Raw genomic sequence first — 16,074 nt, 5'->3', positions numbered from 1 at the left:
GGCTCAAGCAACGCCAATCGTTCCATTTTATTTTATATTGTGAGGTGGACACCGTTGCAGCTGCAAGTAACCAACAGTCCGTTTACCGAGGAGCAGATTAAGCTTTTGAACCGTTTGTTGCCGACGTTGACGCCGGCGCAAAAGCTTTGGCTGAGCGGGTATTTGGCCGCGGCTGAGGCGGCGGTTGCCGTTTTGGATGCCGAAGCGCCGGCGCTGTTTGCTGGAAGCAGCAAACCGGTTTCGAAAGAAGTGACGGTATTGTACGGCTCGCAAACCGGCAATGCACAAAAGCTGGCTGAGAAAGCCGGCAAAGCGCTCAAGGAGCGCGGTTTCGAAGCGAAAGTGTTGTCCATGCTTGATTTCAAGCCGAATGAACTAAAGAAAGTCGAAACGCTGCTCGTTGTTGTGAGCACGCACGGAGAAGGCGATCCCCCGGACAACGCCGTGTCGTTTTACGAATTTCTCCACAGCAAACGGGCGCCAAAGCTGAATCATCTTCGCTTCTCCGTCTTAGCGCTCGGCGATACGTCGTATGAACATTTTTGCCAGACGGGGAAAGATTTTGACAAGCGTCTTGAGGAGTTGGGCGGAACGCGGTTTTATCCGCGGGTTGACTGCGATGTCGATTACGAAGAAGCAGCAGCGAAATGGCTCGATGGCGTGCTTGGCGAGTTAAGCAAAGAAGCGAATGCCAACGCCGGGGCAGTTCCGCTCTTGTCGGCTGTTGCCGCAGCTCCGAAAGCGGAACCGGTCGCCGTGTATTCGCGGAAAAACCCGTTTCCGGCCGAGGTGCTTGAAAACATCAACTTAAACGGCCGCGGTTCGAACAAGGAAACGCGCCATCTCGAATTGTCGCTTGAAGGGTCGGGCTTGAAGTATGAGCCTGGCGATGCGCTTGGCATTTTCCCGAAAAACGATCCAGAGCTTGTCGATCTCGTCATTCAAGAAATGAAGTGGAATCCGGAAGAAACGGTGACGATCGACAAGGATGGAGAAGTGCGGTCGCTCAAAGAGGCGCTCACCTCGCACTTTGAAATCACGGTCTTGACAAAAGCGCTGTTGCAAAAGCTGGCGCCGTTATCAAAAAACAGCGCGCTTCAAGAGCTTGTCGCGCCTGGCAATGAGGCGAAGCTGAAAGAATACGCCAAAGGCCGCGATTTGTTGGATGCGCTGCGCGACTTTGGCCCGTGGGACGCCGCGCCGCAGCAAATCATCTCGATTTTGCGGAAAATGCCGCCGCGCCTGTACTCAATCGCAAGCAGCTTGGCGGCCTATCCGGATGAAGTGCATTTGACGATCGGCGCTGTCCGCTACGAATCGCACGGCCGCCTGCGCAAAGGGGTGTGCTCGACGTTCTGTGCGGAGCGCATCCAAATCGGTGACACATTGCCGATCTTTGTTCAGCCGAACCCGAACTTCAAGCTGCCGAAAGACCCCGATACGCCGATCATCATGATCGGACCGGGCACCGGGGTGGCGCCGTTCCGTGCCTTTATGCAAGAGCGCGAAGCGACGGGTCCCAACGGAAAATCGTGGCTCTTTTTCGGCGACCAACATTTTATGACCGATTTCCTGTATCAAACGGAATGGCTCGCATGGCTGAAAAGCGGCGTGCTGACCCGAATGGATGTCGCCTTCTCGCGCGATACGGAGAAAAAAGTGTACGTCCAGCACCGGATGCAAGAACGAAGCAAAGAATTGTTCGGCTGGCTGGAAGACGGCGCCGTCGTCTACGTGTGCGGTGATAAGGAACATATGGCGCGCGACGTTCACCAAACGTTGATCGAGATTATTGAAAAAGAGGGCAGTATGAGCCGCGAACAGGCGGAAGCGTATGTCGCTGAGATGCAAAAGCAAAAACGATACCAACGCGATGTCTACTAATCATCCAAAGGAGTGGGGACCAAAATGGCGAAAGTCGAGTTAAAAGCGCCGGACGGACCGCCAAGCGATGTTGAACGCATCAAGCAGGAAAGCCGTTACTTGCGCGGCACGCTCGCCGAAACGATGGAAGACCCGCTCAGCGCGGGCATTCCAGATGATGACAACCGGCTGATGAAGTTCCACGGCAGCTACTTGCAAGACGACCGGGATGTCCGCACCGAGCGGCAAAAACAAAAGCTTGAGCCGGCGTACCAGTTTATGATCCGCGTCCGCACGCCGGGCGGGGTGGCGACGCCGGAGCAGTGGCTCGTCATGGATGAACTCGCCCGCAAATATGCCAACGGCACGTTGAAACTGACGACGCGCCAGGCGTTCCAACTGCACGGCGTCTTGAAATGGAACGTGAAAAAAACGATGCAAGCCATCAATGGCGCCTTGATGACGACACTCGCCGCCTGTGGCGATGTCAACCGGAACGTCATGTGCAATCCGAATCCGTACCAGTCGGAAGTGCACGCGGAAGTGTACGAATGGGCGAAGCTGATCAGCGATCATTTGTTGCCGCGGACGCGGGCGTATTACGAAATTTGGTTGGATGATGAAAAAGTCGCCGGCACACCGCAAGTCGACGGAGAAGAAGAGCCGATTTACGGTCCGACGTATTTGCCGCGGAAGTTTAAAATCGGCATCGCTGTTCCGCCGTCCAACGATGTCGATGTGTTCTCGCAAGATATCGGGTTGATCGCCATTGTCGAGGACGGCAAACTCGCCGGATTTAATGTCGCCATCGGCGGCGGCATGGGAATGACCCACGGCGATAAAGCGACGTACCCGCAGCTGGCGAAAGTGATCGGTTTCTGCAAGCCGGACCAAGTCGTTGAAGTGGCGGAAAAAATCATGACGATCCAGCGCGACTACGGCAACCGCTCGTCGCGCAAACACGCCCGCTTCAAATACACGGTCGACCGGCTCGGCCTTGAGACGGTCAAAGAGGAGTTGGAGCGCCGCCTCGGCTGGAAGCTTGGTGAAGCGCGTCCGTACCATTTCGAGCATACCGGCGACCGCTACGGCTGGGTCGAAGGCGTCAATGGCACATGGCATTTCACACTCTTTGTCGAAGGCGGCCGTGTCAAAGACTATGACGATTACAAACTGATGACCGGTCTGCGCGAAATCGCCAAAGTCCATACCGGCGATTTCCGGTTGACGGCGAATCAAAACTTAATTATCGCCAATGTTACAAGCGAGAAAAAACCGGAAATCGAGGCGCTCATCGCCGAATACGGTTTAACCGACGGCCGGCGGTACACCGCCTTGCGCCGCAACGCGCTCGCCTGTGTGGCGCTGCCGACATGCGGCTTGGCGATGGCGGAAGCCGAGCGGTACTTGCCGAAACTGCTCGATAAAATCGAGGAAATGATCGATGAAAACGGCTTGCGCGATGACGAAATCACGATCCGCATGACCGGCTGTCCGAACGGCTGCGCCCGCCACGTGCTCGCCGAGATCGCCTTTGTCGGTAAAGCGGTCGGCAAATACAACATGTACCTTGGCGCCGCGTTCAACGGCACACGCCTTGGCAAACTGTACCGCGAAAACATCGGTGAAGAAGAAATTTTGCGCGAACTGCGCGTTCTCTTGTCCCGCTATGCGAAAGAGCGGCTGGAGGGCGAACATTTCGGCGATTTTGTCATCCGCGTTGGCATCGTCAAAGAAGTGACGGACGGGACGAATTTTCACGATTAAGGTGGTCAGGGTGAAATGGAAACCAGCCTCTCCTTGTTTAGGGGAGGTTGTTTTTTTGTTGCTTCCATGCAATGGCTTCGGCGTTTTGTTCATCGTAGCCGAATTCAATCTATATAGGTTGTAATAAAGAATTTCCGATCTCCAGGTCCTGTCTTTATCACTTGACAAGCTGGCACGGTGACAAGAAGAGCGAACAATGCCATGTAAAAAAATTGCAACTTATATAATTCACAAAATATTTCAACTATATTATAGTAGTGTTATGAACTTGTATTTTTCAGATCATGACCAAGGGCAAACATTTTTTCCAAGATCGTATGCAGCGATCACGTAAATGGAAAGGGGGAGAAGATATTATGAAGATGAGAACAGAAAAACAAACATATTTGAACTACATCAACGGGGAATGGATCCCGTCCTCATCCGGGAAAACGGAAGCCAGCCTCAACCCAGCCAACATCGATGACATCGTCGGCTGCGTCCAAGAGTCCGGCGTGGAAGATGTGAACGCCGCGGTCGAGGCGGCGCGGCAGGCGCAGACGGCATGGCGGAAGTTGTCCGGTCCGAAACGTGGAGAGTATTTGTTCCGCGCGGCTGACATGCTGGAGAGACGGCTTGACGAGATCGCCGAAACGATGACAAGGGAAATGGGGAAAACGCTTCCCGAAGCGAAAGGGGAGGTGCAGCGGGGAGTCAATATTTTGCGCTACTACGCTGGGGAGGGGATGCGTTCCATCGGCGAGGTCATTCCATCCACGGACAGCGAAGCGCTTATGTTTACAACGCGCGTGCCGCTTGGCGTGGTGGGGGTCATCACGCCATGGAATTTCCCGGTCGCCATTCCGATTTGGAAAATTGCTCCTGCCATCGTCTATGGAAACACCGTTGTGTTTAAGCCGGCGCAGGAAACGGCGGTCACCGCCGCGAAAGTGGTCGAATGCTTTGACGAAGCGGGGTTGCCGGCCGGCGTTGTGAATTTGGTGACGGGCAAAGGATCGGTCATCGGCAATGCGATTGCCGAACATCCTCACATTCATGGCATCACCTTTACCGGCTCCAATGAAGTCGGCAAAATGATCGCTCAAAAAGCGGTGGCCAGAGGGGCGAAATACCAGTTGGAAATGGGTGGGAAAAATCCGGTGATCGTGCTGGAGGACGCTGACCTTGACCGTGCGGTGGAAGCGACAATCAGCGGCGGACTTCGTTCAACCGGACAAAAGTGTACGGCGACAAGCCGCGTGTTTGTCCAGCGCTCCGTCTATGGCCAATTTAAAGAAAAGCTGTTGGCAAAAGTGCAACAGCTGAACATTGGCAACGGACTCGAAGATGGCGTCTGGATGGGTCCGTGCGCCAGCCAGAAGCAGCTCGAAACGGTTCTTTATTATATCCAAAAAGGGATCGAAGAAGGGGCGACGCTCGTTTACGGCGGCCAACGTTTGACAGACGGAGAGCGGGCGAAAGGGTTTTACGTGCAGCCGACCATCTTTGAAAACGTATCGCCTGACATGACGATCGCCCGCGAAGAAATTTTTGGCCCCGTGCTCGCCTTGATCAAAGTCGATACGTTTGAAGAGGCGATCTCGCTCGCCAATGACACGCCATTTGGCCTCAGCGCGTCGATTTTTACGCAAAATATCGGAAAGATGCTGGCGTTTATTCAAGACATCGAGGCCGGGCTCGTCCGCATTAATGAAGAAAGCGCCGGGGTTGAACTGCAAGCGCCGTTTGGGGGGATGAAGCAGTCAAGCTCCCACTCGCGGGAACAAGGGCGGGCGGCCATCGAGTTTTTCACGGCGATGAAAACGGTGTTGGTCAAAGGATGATAAAGAGTGTAAAAACAGCGTCCCGCTATGGCGTGGGCGCTGTTTTTATTCATCCTCTCGATATAGACATCCTCCCTGATCAAGAGGCCATCAGGAGATCAGCGTGCTTGCCAATTTTATGCGTTTATTTTCTTGGCATGTCCACTCCGTTCTTCCAATTATTGTTGTTTCCTGCTATGTTCTCATGAATCCACCTTCAGAATGGATGATTTGTCCTGTAACTTGCAATGATTGATGTACCAATATTCTCACGTCTTTTAACCAAAAGTTTTCCCTCCTTCCGAGGGGCTATTTTGGGATTTCGCTTCATATTTTATCCGTGGCTCGGTGGATTGTTGCTTTTGATGCGCAACAATCGAACAGAAAAGAGCAGAATCCATAAGTTGCCGATCAGCATAGATATTCTTTCGAACAAACCGCTGGGTGCTTCGGGCCACGTCTGGGCGAAGTCCATGGATGCGAGTACGCAGCAGGCGACAAATGCGATGAATACTCCCAGTCCAGAGAGCAGGGAATACGCACGCCAACCTTTCCATTCCCGCTCTCCTTTGAACCTGCCTGATAAGACGAGACAAACGGCTGTCAATGAACCAAAGACCAATGCACCTGCAATGTCATGCACCAAGCCTGATGTGCTACGGATAGCCGGCGTCCCAGGGGGCCAACCTAGACTGGGATCGATGGGAAACAAGGCAGCCAGCAGTAGCCCGATTCCGTATGTTCCCATTAAAAGAGGTCCCCATTTCGAACCTCTTCCTGAATAAAGAGTCCATTTGAGTCCGATGGCGTAAGCGCAAAAGAGCACCCCTGAGAGTAGGAGATTGCATGTCCCGAGCCAACCCCGTTCACCAAGGCTCTGGTGGCTGATCCAATGGCGGATGATATCGAATTCCGGTCTGGTAAGCGCGTCGACGGTGGCCACTCCGTTCAGCAGTAACGGCGCGGCAATTCCCAGCTTTAGCAAATCGTGTTTCCGCTTATCAAACATTTGCCCTTCCCTCCTTGTTTTTTCAGGTTCATGACAGCCTGGAAAAAGATGTGCTATAATTTAATTGTACATTCTTTATTATCTTATTTTATTAAGATAAGATAAATATAAATGGAGTTGTTACATATGTCAAGTGAATTTTCCCATCTTACGCCGACACAACAGAAACTGTTGACCGCTTTGCGTGAAAACAGCACAAACACCGTGCTGTTTCATGCTTCGGTTGCCAAAAAATTTGGATTGAACGAGACCGATCACAAATGTTTGGATTACATCATTCGCAACGGCCCTGTCACGGCCGGTCAAATTATGGCATATACGGGATTGACTTCCGGTGCGGTTACCGGGATCATCAATCGATTAGAGGAAAAAAGATATGTGCGCAGAAGGAAAGATGCTGATGATAAACGAAAAGTCTTGGTCGAGGCTATTCCAGAAAGCATCGCCCGTATCGATGCCCTGTTCCACCCGGTAATGGAAGACACCATTCGCTTATTGCGCTGTTATTCGGAAGAAGAGCTGGCTGTGATTTTGGACTTTGTGAATCGTTGCAACAAAATGATCCAGACTCATATGACAGCCCACTGAGTCCCCATGTAAAATGTGTCGTTCACATACGCGGCTGAAAAAAACTCGGATTATCTGTTTTTGATGAATCGAAACGCTGCTATTAAAGGGAGGGCAGCTGTGAAACAAACGATTGAAAACGCGCTGGTGAAAAAGACAAAAGCGTACCAAAACGGCCATATTGTGTACTCGAATCCAAATTATTGGTGCCTCTCGGGCGGCGGATTGACGTCGGTGTCGGAAATGATCAAACAAGTGGGACAAGGGCTTGAATGATGGACAGGCGGGCTTAGACAGCCCGCCTGCCGCATTTGCTCATAAAATAAGATTCTTAATTTTGTAGATTTCCCGTTCATGTTCGATCGTTTTGTTGGAGAGGAAGGGAATATCGAGTTTCATGCTGTTGAGCTGTTCCGTGAATGATTGGGCATAGGAATCGATTTTCTCTTCCAAGGTGCTAAGTTTTTGTTGGATGGAAGACACTTCACCGTGGAGCTTGTGTACATCCATAGCGAGGGCTTCGAGTGTGGCGTCAGTTTCCTCTTGACGGTGAAGCAGAGCGGACATAAGGTCATACAGTTCTTTTTGGCCGGCTTTTAAGTATGTTTGTTCTTCTAACCGTTTTTGGCCTTGAAAAAGGTCTTGTTGTACGCGGCGCAGTTCTTCCAGTTGTTTTTGGAATCCTTCTTGTTGTTTTTGGAACTCTTGCAGCTGTACCCGGAATTGTTGTTGTTCTTTGCGCATCTCCTCTTGAGCTTGTCGGATCTGTTGCTGCTCCTTGCGGATTTCTTGTTGCTCTTTTCGGATTTCGAGTTGTTCTTTTCGGATTTCGAGCTGTTCTTTGCGCATTTCTTGTTGCTCTTTTCGAATTTCCTGCTGTTCTTTTCGGATTTCTTGTTGCTCTTTCCGAATCGCTTGCTGTTCTTTTTCCAACCGTTTTTGTCCTTCGACGAGCAAATGCAGTGTGTCTTCAATATGGCCGAGCCGATCGAATAATTGCAAGAGGACCTCCTCGCTCATCGTGTCACCTCTTTCACAAAATCTTCCTTCATTATAGCACATACGTTCCCTATGGACAAGCAAATTTATGCATATAGTGTGCATGAGGGGGAGGGGTTGGCCATATGATATAATATTAATAGACTGTCGAATTCCGACAGTTGGATTTATCGTACATTTCTAGCAAAGAAGGGATTCAATGTATGCTCTACGTTTCTCCGGCGAAAATGGCGAGCTATTTTTACCATGAATGCGAGCGGAATTTTTACTTTCAGTCATTGGCGAAAGAACGGCGCGGCGAGCTCGATGTGCCCAAAGAGCTGTTTGAGCGGCCTAGCGTTCATGAGAGTGTGTTGCTCCGCGGAGTTGAGTGGGAAGAGGAAGTGATTTCGACACATTTGGCCGGCCAGGTGAAAATGGGGAAGCGATTGCCAGGCATGCCGCTTTCCCACTGCTTTTTGGATGGCGTGGAGACGATCCAAGAGCTGAAACGGCCGAGCAAACGCTACTTGTATCAGCCGACGTTGATCGCGCCGCCTCGCTTTTATGAACGGTACGGGTTGGATCCACACGTGATCCGGTTTGCGGCGTGCCGTCCGGATTTGATTGAGTGCAGATCGGAACAAGACGGCTTTGCGTTTCGGATCATCGACATCAAATCATCAGATGTATTGAAACTTTCCCACCGCGTGCAAACGGCGTTGTATGCGTTAATCTTGTCTTTGATTTTAGAGGAGCACGGCATTGCGGGCAACGTTGATTTGCGCGAAGCGGGCGTATGGACGTACGGGGCAGGGCAGCCGCAAGCAGCTGATATCAGTCAACTGCTTCCGTATATCGAACAGTTTTTAACTAGCGAATTGACAGCGCTGGCCACAAAACAGGCGGACGAGTTGTTTTGGCACTTGGATTACCGTTGCGAATGGTGCCCGTTTTACGATTATTGTTTAGACAAAGCGCGGCAACAGAAGCACATTTCCCTCGTTCCGTACTTATCGAGCCACGCGTCCCGCTTTATCCGTGAGCGGCAGCTGCCCGAGACGATCGGCGAGTTTCGCCAATTTCTTGAACGTCAAGAAAACAGGCATGTGCTGAAACAAAACGCTGGGCTGGCGCGCCAACTTCGACGACTTGAAGCGCAGCTTGAGGCCATCGCACAAGAAAAAGTCGTTCCGTATGATCGTGCGGTGACACATATGCCTATATGGGAAGACATCCGTCTTATTCTCACCGCTCAACGCGATCCGTTGACGGGGAAGATCGCGGCGGCATCGTTGTACCGCGTCGGTGGGGCAGATGTGTTTGGAACAGGATCGGAAATGCATCATTTTATCGCCGGTTCGTTCGAGGAATGCGACGCGGTCGGCCGGAATTTTGCCGATGCGCTTGATCGTCTGCTTCAGACGGTGCACGATTACAACCGAACGCGTGAGTGGCGGGCGCAAAAGTCGGTGCAGGCGTACGTCGTCGACAACTATGAATGGGAAAATGTGCAACAGTTGTTTCATGAGCTTTTGTTGGATTCGGAATATAACGAAAAAGCGGTTCGGTTGCTGTCTTATTTTCATAGCAGTGTGTTATCAAGCGCCAGCGATCATCCGTGCGAAATGGTTCCGCTTCCTGTCGTTGTCCTGACAACCGCAGCGAGCCAGTTGTTCGCCTTGCCCGTGCATGTCGCTTACCGTCTTGAAGACTTGTCGCGATATATTGCGGCCTACAATGACTCGCCGTTTCTGTACTCGGCGAGTGAGCGTTTTTCGTTTCGTTTGACGAACGCCATGAAAATGGACGTGCTGCACGACGCATGGCAAACAGGGGACGAGGAGAAAAGAAAAGCGGTCGAGAAGGAACTGAGCCGGCGCCTTTGGGCGGCGAGCAGCGTCATTCAAGGCATCCGCGCGTGGGCTGCCAACGTCCATCCTTCTCCGCTTGTCGTTTGGCCGGAAAAATTCCGTTTTCCCTCTTCGGCGGATTACCGCGATCCGCTTGTGTCCAAGTTGGCGTTTATGGCGCGCTACGAGGCGCTATTAAACTACTTGGATATTCGCCAAAGCCGCCTGCTCCCGCTTCCGGAGCGGCTTGAGAACGGGGTGACGCTTCATGTCACGTACCTTGGCGGCGAGCGGTTCCGTCTGAACAACCGGCAGGCGCTTGAAGCGCTCGATCCCAAAGCGAACTGGCTGCTCACCGAGTGCAATGAGGAAGGGGAAAAGGCGCAGCAGACGTTTCCTGATATCAAATACGCAGGCGACTGGTCAGCGCCAAAAGGGGCCAACTTGTACTTTACCCGCATTCGCGCCATTCATGATCATGGCAAAAAGGTTGAACTCGAGCTCGAGTTGCCCAAATGGCTCGACCGTTTCCCGCTTGTGGAAGGAGAGGAGTATTGGCTGTCGCTCCGGCATGCTGATTTCACTATGCCGCGCGTCTTGCGGGCGTTGCAACAGTTGGATCAGGAAAATCACCGCATTCTTAGTTTGATTCGCGACCCGGCTCGCTACCGGAAAACGTTTCGGCCAAACTGGGATGTAGATGAAGTGAAGATGCTTCTCCGCCAAAGCGGACTGACAAAAAGCCAGCGTCAGGCATTTCTCCACTTTCTCCACCATACGTTGACGCTCGTCTGGGGGCCGCCTGGCACTGGGAAAACGCACTTTATCGCTGCTGCCCTTCAGTTGCTTATGACGATTTATGAGAAGCGGGGGCGGGGGCTCGCTATTCTTGTTTCTGGCTTCACCCACGCGGCGATTGAAAACTGCCTGCGTAAAATTCAGGAGCTTGTGCCGCGGCGCCGTGTCCACATTGCCAAGCTCGGCGAGATTCAGACGGAAAAAGCAAAAGGGATGGCCGAAGTGGCGGATCGCGAACTTTCTGACTGGCTCAGCAACGGCGGCCATCGGGTGCTTGGCGCTACGCTGTACAGCATTCAAAAGGCGTACGAAAAAGGATATATAAATGAAGAGTTTGATGTCATCGTCCTTGATGAAGCGTCGCAAATTCGCGTTGCCGATTCATTGTTGGCGTTGAGCCACGTCAAAAAAGCAGGCCGTCTGCTCATCGTCGGCGATCACTTCCAACTGCCGCCAATTATTCAAGGGACGTATGCGGTCACCGAAGGGGAGCCGCCCTTGTTCGACTCGATTTTCCGCCTGCTGTTTGACGCCGATGCCGAGAAGCGGTTCACCTGCCAATTGACGGACAATTTCCGCATGAATGAAGCGCTTTGCCGTTACCCGGCCGAGCGGATTTACGGGTCGGACTATACGGCGTTCAATAAGCGTATTGCTTCTCAAACGTTGGCGCTTGCCGCCGCACGTTCTGCCGATGAATGGGTGGAAGCGGCGCTTGACCCCGATTATCCGCTTGTTGTTTGCGTTTACGACGGTGCATACGGCACGCAGGAAAACGAGGCGGAAGCGCGCTGGGTGGCGAGCATCACGAAAGTGCTTCGGGAGCGTCTGCTTGATGACAATGGACAACGGTATGATGATACATCAGACGGCGATCAAGCGTTTTGGCGCCATGGACTGTTTATCATTTCGCCGCATCGCGCCCAAATCCGCGCCATTCGCCGCGAGCTTGAACGCCAAGGGCTGCGTCCGCCGTTTTTTGTCGACACGGTCGATAAAATGCAAGGACAGGAGGCGGAAGCCGTGATCATCAGCTATGGAGTCGCCGATCCTGAACTGGCCATGATGGAAGGGGAGTTTATCTACAGCTTGAACCGCCTCAACGTCTCGCTCACACGGGCGCGGAAAAAGGCGATCATCTTCCTCTCGCGCCAACTCATGTCGCCGTCGCTTCAAGTGATCGGCAACGAGGAATACCATGAAGGAGTGAACTTTATGCTTAGGCTAGAAAACTATGCTTCACGGCATGGGAAAGCCCAAACGTTCGTTGTCGACGGCGCCGCGCTGCGAATGTACCGGGTCGGCTGTCCTAAGCCTGAAGAGGTGGATCATCCATCTCTCTGAAAATCGCATAAGCGTGCGCCATCCGCCATGCCGCCTTCTCCATTTCGTTGGCCGGTTCTCGGTGCGGAGTGCAACCGTGCACGGTCCGAAAACGGTCAAAAAACAGGGGAGGTGTGCATGACGGTTTTTCTTTCGGGAGCAGAAATATTGTGTTGATATACCAATGGTTTGGACGATTGACGATTTTAGTCACTTGTACAAGTTAACATAAACACATTTTATTTTTTTTGCGGGGTGGAAGGGGTGTGCAAAAATGCTCGTTGCAACCTTAGAAAGTCAATGGTAAAATGAAGGTGCTCTTGAAATAAGGGAGGCCTCGTTTTAGAGGATTTCGTTCCCCCGCTTTCTTTTGCAGAAGGCGGGGGTGTTTTTATGGAAGAAGGAAGGAAACCGCCGCGCCATGGCGAAATAATGGAAATAAGATTCGAGGACAAGCAGTCCCGCGCTACGGATCGAGCGGCGCGGGAGGAGAGGGGAGCGTGCCATGGCAAACGTCGGTGGGAGAAGGAAACAGGTGGCGGATGCAAGGCTTGAAGCGGTAAAGAAGCTCTTTCCTGAAGCGGTGGTGGACGGGGACATCGATTGGGATCGGCTGCGGAAGGAACTCGGCTGTGGGGGTCGGGAAGAATCGTATGAGTTCACATGGCCGGGGAAGACGGAGGCGAAGCGGTTGGCCGAGACACCCCCTAGAGGAGTGCTGCGCCTAGATGGGGCGGCGAGCAAGTGGTGGGAGACGACGAACAATTGGTATATTGAAGGGGACAACTTAGAGGCGTTAAAGCTGCTGCGAACAACGCACGCAGGAACCATTCAAATGATTTACATCGACCCGCCGTACAATACCGGAAAATCGTTCACGTATAAAGACAATTGGCGCAAGGGGAAAGCAGCTCTTTCCAGCGGGATCCAGGAGGAAGCGCACGCTCATGCCGGCTGGCTCAATATGATGTATCCGCGCCTTTGGGTGGCGAGAACGCTGTTGGCCGAGACGGGGGCGATCTTTATTTCCATTGATGATACGGAGCAGGCGAATTTGAAAAAAATGTGCGATGAAATTTTTGGTGAGCGGAACTTTGTCGCAACGTTCATTTGGCAGCGGGCGTTTTCTCCCGTGAATATGAACAAGTTCGCCTCGCGCAACCATGACTTCATCCTATGTTATGCGAAAAATATCGACCGTTTAGCTTGGTACGGCTTGCCGCGCCATCCGGAAGCGGACGGGCGGTATGCCAATCCGGATAATGATCCGCGGGGGCCATGGACGTCAGGCGATTTGTCGGTCGGCCCGCCGATTCCGGAAAAGATTTATGACATCGTGACGCCAGGCGGCCGAGTTGTTTCACCGCCCAATGGGTATTGCTGGCGGGTGACGAAAGAGCGCTTCGCCGAGCTGGCAGCGGACAACCGCATTTGGTTTGGCAAAGACGGCAACGGGGTGCCGCGCTTGAAGCGGTTTTTAAGCGAAGTGAAGCCGACCGTGACGCCGCTTACGATTTGGACGCATGACGAAGTATCCCATTCGCAAGAGGCGAAAAAAGAGTTGAAGGAGCTGTTCGATGGGCTGGCGGTCATGGATTACCCGAAGCCGGTGAAGCTCATTCAGCGCATGGTGGCGTTGACAACGAGGGACGACGATCTCATCCTCGACTTTTTTTCCGGCTCGGCGACAACAGCCCATGCGGTGATGCAGCAAAACGCCGAAGACGGCGGCCGGCGGTCGTTTATGATGGTGCAGCTCCCCGAGCGGCTTGCGAAAACGTCAGCGGCGTATCGGGCAGGGTTTCGGACAATTTGCGACATTGGCCGCGAGCGCATCTACCGTGCGGGGGAGAAAATCGTCCGTGAAACAGGGAAGACGGAGCTTGATATCGGCTTTAAAGTGTTTCGGATTGAGAGAACCAACCAGCCCGCTCGCTAGGCGAACGGGCTGTTCCTTGACTAGGTTGAGAAAGACGCCTTGGTTGAAGTGAGTATTGCTCGTGTGTTCCAAGCCCCTGCTGTCCATCGTTTCAGGTCTTTTTACAACGACGGCGCGGTCTAACGGTGGTTGACAAAGACATCGTATTCCGCGGCAATCGTTTCTTTGAGCTCCGCTAAAGACGGGATGCCGTCGGCGAAAGTGTAGGTGTCAAGGCAAAGGAGGGAGTATTCGTCACCGGGATCAAATACGATAGTGACGACTTCTTCCGTTCCGGCGTCCACTTGCCGGACGGTGTCGCCGTCTTCCGGTTCAACGAGCACGTTTTGGTACGTTTCGCGAATGATGTAGTATCCTTCTTGCAATTGTTCAGTGAATAGATGTTCGATGTCCGTCAGTTCGTGGACGAGCATGTTTAGTCCTCCTAGTTTGTGAAATTATTCTCAATATAAGTATACAACAGAACGGCAGCTAATATAATAGGCGCTGACGGAAGTTTGAAAAGTTGTCATTTTTACATGACGGCGCGATTTGGACGATAGGGGCGGAAAAGATCTGTTCCACACAAAACGAGCGCCCGTGTCGACGGGCGCTCGTTCATGTGATAGGGATCAATCTTTCGCTGTTGTGGATGCCGCCGGCTGGTAGTTTGGATCGAGGCGGCGCCGGGCGAAGACGAAGTAGCAAACGATGACTACGGCAGTGATGAGCAACGTCAGCAACAACTGCGAAACCATTGAGCGGATGAACAACATTGAGGCTAGGATGACAAGCAAAACGAGAATCGTAAAATAAGTCAAGTACGGAAACAACCACATCTTGATTTTTAAGGCGGCATTGTTTTCTCGCTCGAGTTTTTGCCGCATGCGCAATTGTGAGACGGCAATGGCTAAATAGACGAGCAGTGCGATGGCCCCTGAAGAGTTGACGAGAAACAGAAACACTTTGTCTGGAGAGACGTAGTTCATGATGACGGCGATATAGGCGAACAACGTGCTGGCGATGACCGCTCGAATCGGAACGCCGTTTTTGCTCAGCTTCAAAAATTGTTGCGGCGCTTCTCCTTTTTCAGCTAAGGAGTAAAGCATACGCGACGTCGTGTACAGCCCTGAATTGAGACAGGACAAAACGGCGGTCAATACGATAAAGTTCATGATTTGCGCGGCCGCAGGGACGCCGACATGTTCGAGCACGGCGACAAACGGACTTTTCAACACGCTCGCCGAGTTCCAAGGGAGCAACGTAACGACAACGGCGATGGAGCCGATGTAAAACACTAAAATCCGCCATGTGACCGATTTGATCGCCTTCGATACTGCTTCTTGCGGCTCGGCCGATTCTCCGGCGGCAATCGTCACGATTTCCGCCCCAAAGAACGAGAAGATGACGATGACAATGCCGACAAGGATGGAACCGATCCCATGCGGCATCAATCCACCGTGGCCAGTCAAGTTTTTCAAGCCGACCGGATTGCTTCCCGGGGCAAGGCCGAAAATGAACGCTAAGCCAATAATAAGGAAGGCAACGATGCTTGTCACTTTGATGAAAGCGAACCAATATTCAAACTCCCCGTAGGATTTTACTGACCAAATATTTGTAAGTGTCATCAAAATGGTCAGAACAAGGCTGAGCAGCCATAACGGCACGTCAGGAAACCAATATTGGATGATCGCTGCTCCCGCATTGGCTTCAATGGCAACGACAATCACCCAGAAAAACCAGTAAAGCCATCCGACCGTAAATCCTGCCCATGGGCCGATGGCTTCATGGGCGTAGGCGACAAATGATCCACTCGTCGGGCGGGCCACCGCCATCTCCCCGAGCATTCGCATTACGAGAACGACTAAGGCGCCCGCTAAAGCATAGGAAAACACAGCTCCCGGACCTGTTGAGTGAATGACCGCCCCGCTTCCGACAAACAATCCGGCGCCGATGACCCCAGCGATGGCAATCATAGCCATATGGCGCTCTTTCAATCCTTTTTGCAGACCGGAATGATTCATCCCTATTCCCCCTCTCGAAAAGAGTTTAAATTTATGAAATAATCTGACTACATGATTGTTTTTAGTGTATATGGAAAAATTCACTCTACACATTAGACAAAACGCCAACTAAAAATGGAGTTCCATTGGACAATTTGTCAATAGGCGTCTCGGTTATAGAAGGAGTTTAGTT

Annotated in this window: 10 protein-coding genes and 1 pseudogene; 7 read left to right on the top strand and 4 right to left on the bottom strand. The window is 52.3% G+C overall.

Features of this window, described 5'->3' with window-relative positions; genetic code table 11:
• Positions 1 to 54: 54 nt before the first annotated feature.
• From BJQ97_RS10390 to gucD, 3 genes are all read left to right on the top strand, one after another.
• Positions 55 to 1,884, top strand: coding sequence for an assimilatory sulfite reductase (NADPH) flavoprotein subunit (locus tag BJQ97_RS10390; protein WP_160156517.1), 1,830 nt, complete (start codon positions 55 to 57; stop codon positions 1,882 to 1,884).
• Positions 1,885 to 1,908: 24 nt separating this feature from the next.
• Positions 1,909 to 3,630, top strand: a complete 1,722-nt coding sequence (gene cysI / locus BJQ97_RS10385) for an assimilatory sulfite reductase (NADPH) hemoprotein subunit (RefSeq protein ID WP_160156516.1) — start codon at positions 1,909 to 1,911, stop codon at positions 3,628 to 3,630.
• 356 nt (positions 3,631 to 3,986) lie between these two features.
• Positions 3,987 to 5,453, top strand: a complete 1,467-nt coding sequence (gucD, locus tag BJQ97_RS10380) for an alpha-ketoglutaric semialdehyde dehydrogenase GucD (protein WP_160156515.1) — start codon at positions 3,987 to 3,989, stop codon at positions 5,451 to 5,453.
• Between the two features lie 313 nt (positions 5,454 to 5,766).
• Here the strand turns inward: gucD and BJQ97_RS10375 are convergent, their stop codons facing one another.
• On the bottom strand, positions 5,767 to 6,441 hold the full coding sequence (locus tag BJQ97_RS10375; protein ID WP_160156514.1) for a DUF998 domain-containing protein: 675 nt from the start codon (positions 6,439 to 6,441) through the stop codon (positions 5,767 to 5,769).
• A 126-nt stretch (positions 6,442 to 6,567) separates the two neighbouring features.
• Between BJQ97_RS10375 and BJQ97_RS10370 the strand changes: the two genes are divergently transcribed.
• Together BJQ97_RS10370 and BJQ97_RS10365 are read left to right on the top strand one after the other, a co-directional pair.
• Positions 6,568 to 7,029 carry a MarR family winged helix-turn-helix transcriptional regulator gene (locus BJQ97_RS10370; protein WP_160156513.1) on the top strand — a complete coding sequence of 154 codons (462 nt, stop codon included), beginning with the start codon at positions 6,568 to 6,570 and terminating at the stop codon, positions 7,027 to 7,029.
• A gap of 12 nt (positions 7,030 to 7,041) precedes the next feature.
• Positions 7,042 to 7,284 (top strand): annotated as a pseudogene (locus BJQ97_RS10365) (ABC transporter); the annotation flags it as partial.
• A 39-nt stretch (positions 7,285 to 7,323) separates the two neighbouring features.
• On the opposite strand, the gene BJQ97_RS10360 reads toward BJQ97_RS10365, so the two are convergent.
• Positions 7,324 to 8,028 (bottom strand): hypothetical protein, encoded by a 705-nt coding sequence (locus BJQ97_RS10360; RefSeq protein WP_160156512.1) that lies wholly within the window; start codon positions 8,026 to 8,028, stop codon positions 7,324 to 7,326.
• Positions 8,029 to 8,210: 182 nt separating this feature from the next.
• Here BJQ97_RS10360 and BJQ97_RS10355 point away from each other — a divergent pair, with 182 nt between their 5' ends.
• Together BJQ97_RS10355 and BJQ97_RS10350 are read left to right on the top strand one after the other, a co-directional pair.
• On the top strand, positions 8,211 to 11,981 hold the full coding sequence (locus BJQ97_RS10355; protein WP_160156511.1) for a bifunctional RecB family nuclease/DEAD/DEAH box helicase: 3,771 nt from the start codon (positions 8,211 to 8,213) through the stop codon (positions 11,979 to 11,981).
• Between the two features lie 484 nt (positions 11,982 to 12,465).
• Positions 12,466 to 13,899, top strand: coding sequence for a site-specific DNA-methyltransferase (locus BJQ97_RS10350; RefSeq protein WP_160156510.1), 1,434 nt, complete (start codon positions 12,466 to 12,468; stop codon positions 13,897 to 13,899).
• A 119-nt stretch (positions 13,900 to 14,018) separates the two neighbouring features.
• Here the strand turns inward: BJQ97_RS10350 and BJQ97_RS10345 are convergent, their stop codons facing one another.
• The gene (locus BJQ97_RS10345) at positions 14,019 to 14,312 is read right to left on the bottom strand and encodes a hypothetical protein (RefSeq protein WP_160156509.1); all 294 of its coding nucleotides are present in this window, start codon (positions 14,310 to 14,312) and stop codon (positions 14,019 to 14,021) included.
• 198 nt (positions 14,313 to 14,510) lie between these two features.
• Entirely contained in the window at positions 14,511 to 15,902 is a 1,392-nt protein-coding gene (gabP, locus tag BJQ97_RS10340; RefSeq protein ID WP_160156508.1) for a GABA permease, read from the bottom strand.
• Positions 15,903 to 16,074: the final 172 nt, after the last annotated feature.

The organism is Geobacillus sp. TFV-3, assembly GCF_009901865.1.
Lineage (GTDB): Bacteria > Bacillota > Bacilli > Bacillales > Anoxybacillaceae > Geobacillus > Geobacillus thermoleovorans_A.
This window is presented reverse-complemented; position numbering and strand designations above follow the sequence as displayed.

Bases quoted from the DNA above. Each gene is read 5' to 3' on its own strand.
- BJQ97_RS10355 (WP_160156511.1), top strand. From the start codon at position 8,211: ATGCTCTACGTTTCTCCGGCGAAAATGGCGAGCTATTTTTACCATGAA.
- gabP (WP_160156508.1), bottom strand. From the start codon at position 15,902: ATGAATCATTCCGGTCTGCAAAAAGGATTGAAAGAGCGCCATATGGCT.
- BJQ97_RS10345 (WP_160156509.1), bottom strand. From the start codon at position 14,312: ATGCTCGTCCACGAACTGACGGACATCGAACATCTATTCACTGAACAA.
- BJQ97_RS10360 (WP_160156512.1), bottom strand. From the start codon at position 8,028: ATGAGCGAGGAGGTCCTCTTGCAATTATTCGATCGGCTCGGCCATATT.
- BJQ97_RS10370 (WP_160156513.1), top strand. From the start codon at position 6,568: ATGTCAAGTGAATTTTCCCATCTTACGCCGACACAACAGAAACTGTTG.
- cysI (WP_160156516.1), top strand. From the start codon at position 1,909: ATGGCGAAAGTCGAGTTAAAAGCGCCGGACGGACCGCCAAGCGATGTT.
- gucD (WP_160156515.1), top strand. From the start codon at position 3,987: ATGAAGATGAGAACAGAAAAACAAACATATTTGAACTACATCAACGGG.
- BJQ97_RS10350 (WP_160156510.1), top strand. From the start codon at position 12,466: ATGGCAAACGTCGGTGGGAGAAGGAAACAGGTGGCGGATGCAAGGCTT.
- BJQ97_RS10375 (WP_160156514.1), bottom strand. From the start codon at position 6,441: ATGTTTGATAAGCGGAAACACGATTTGCTAAAGCTGGGAATTGCCGCG.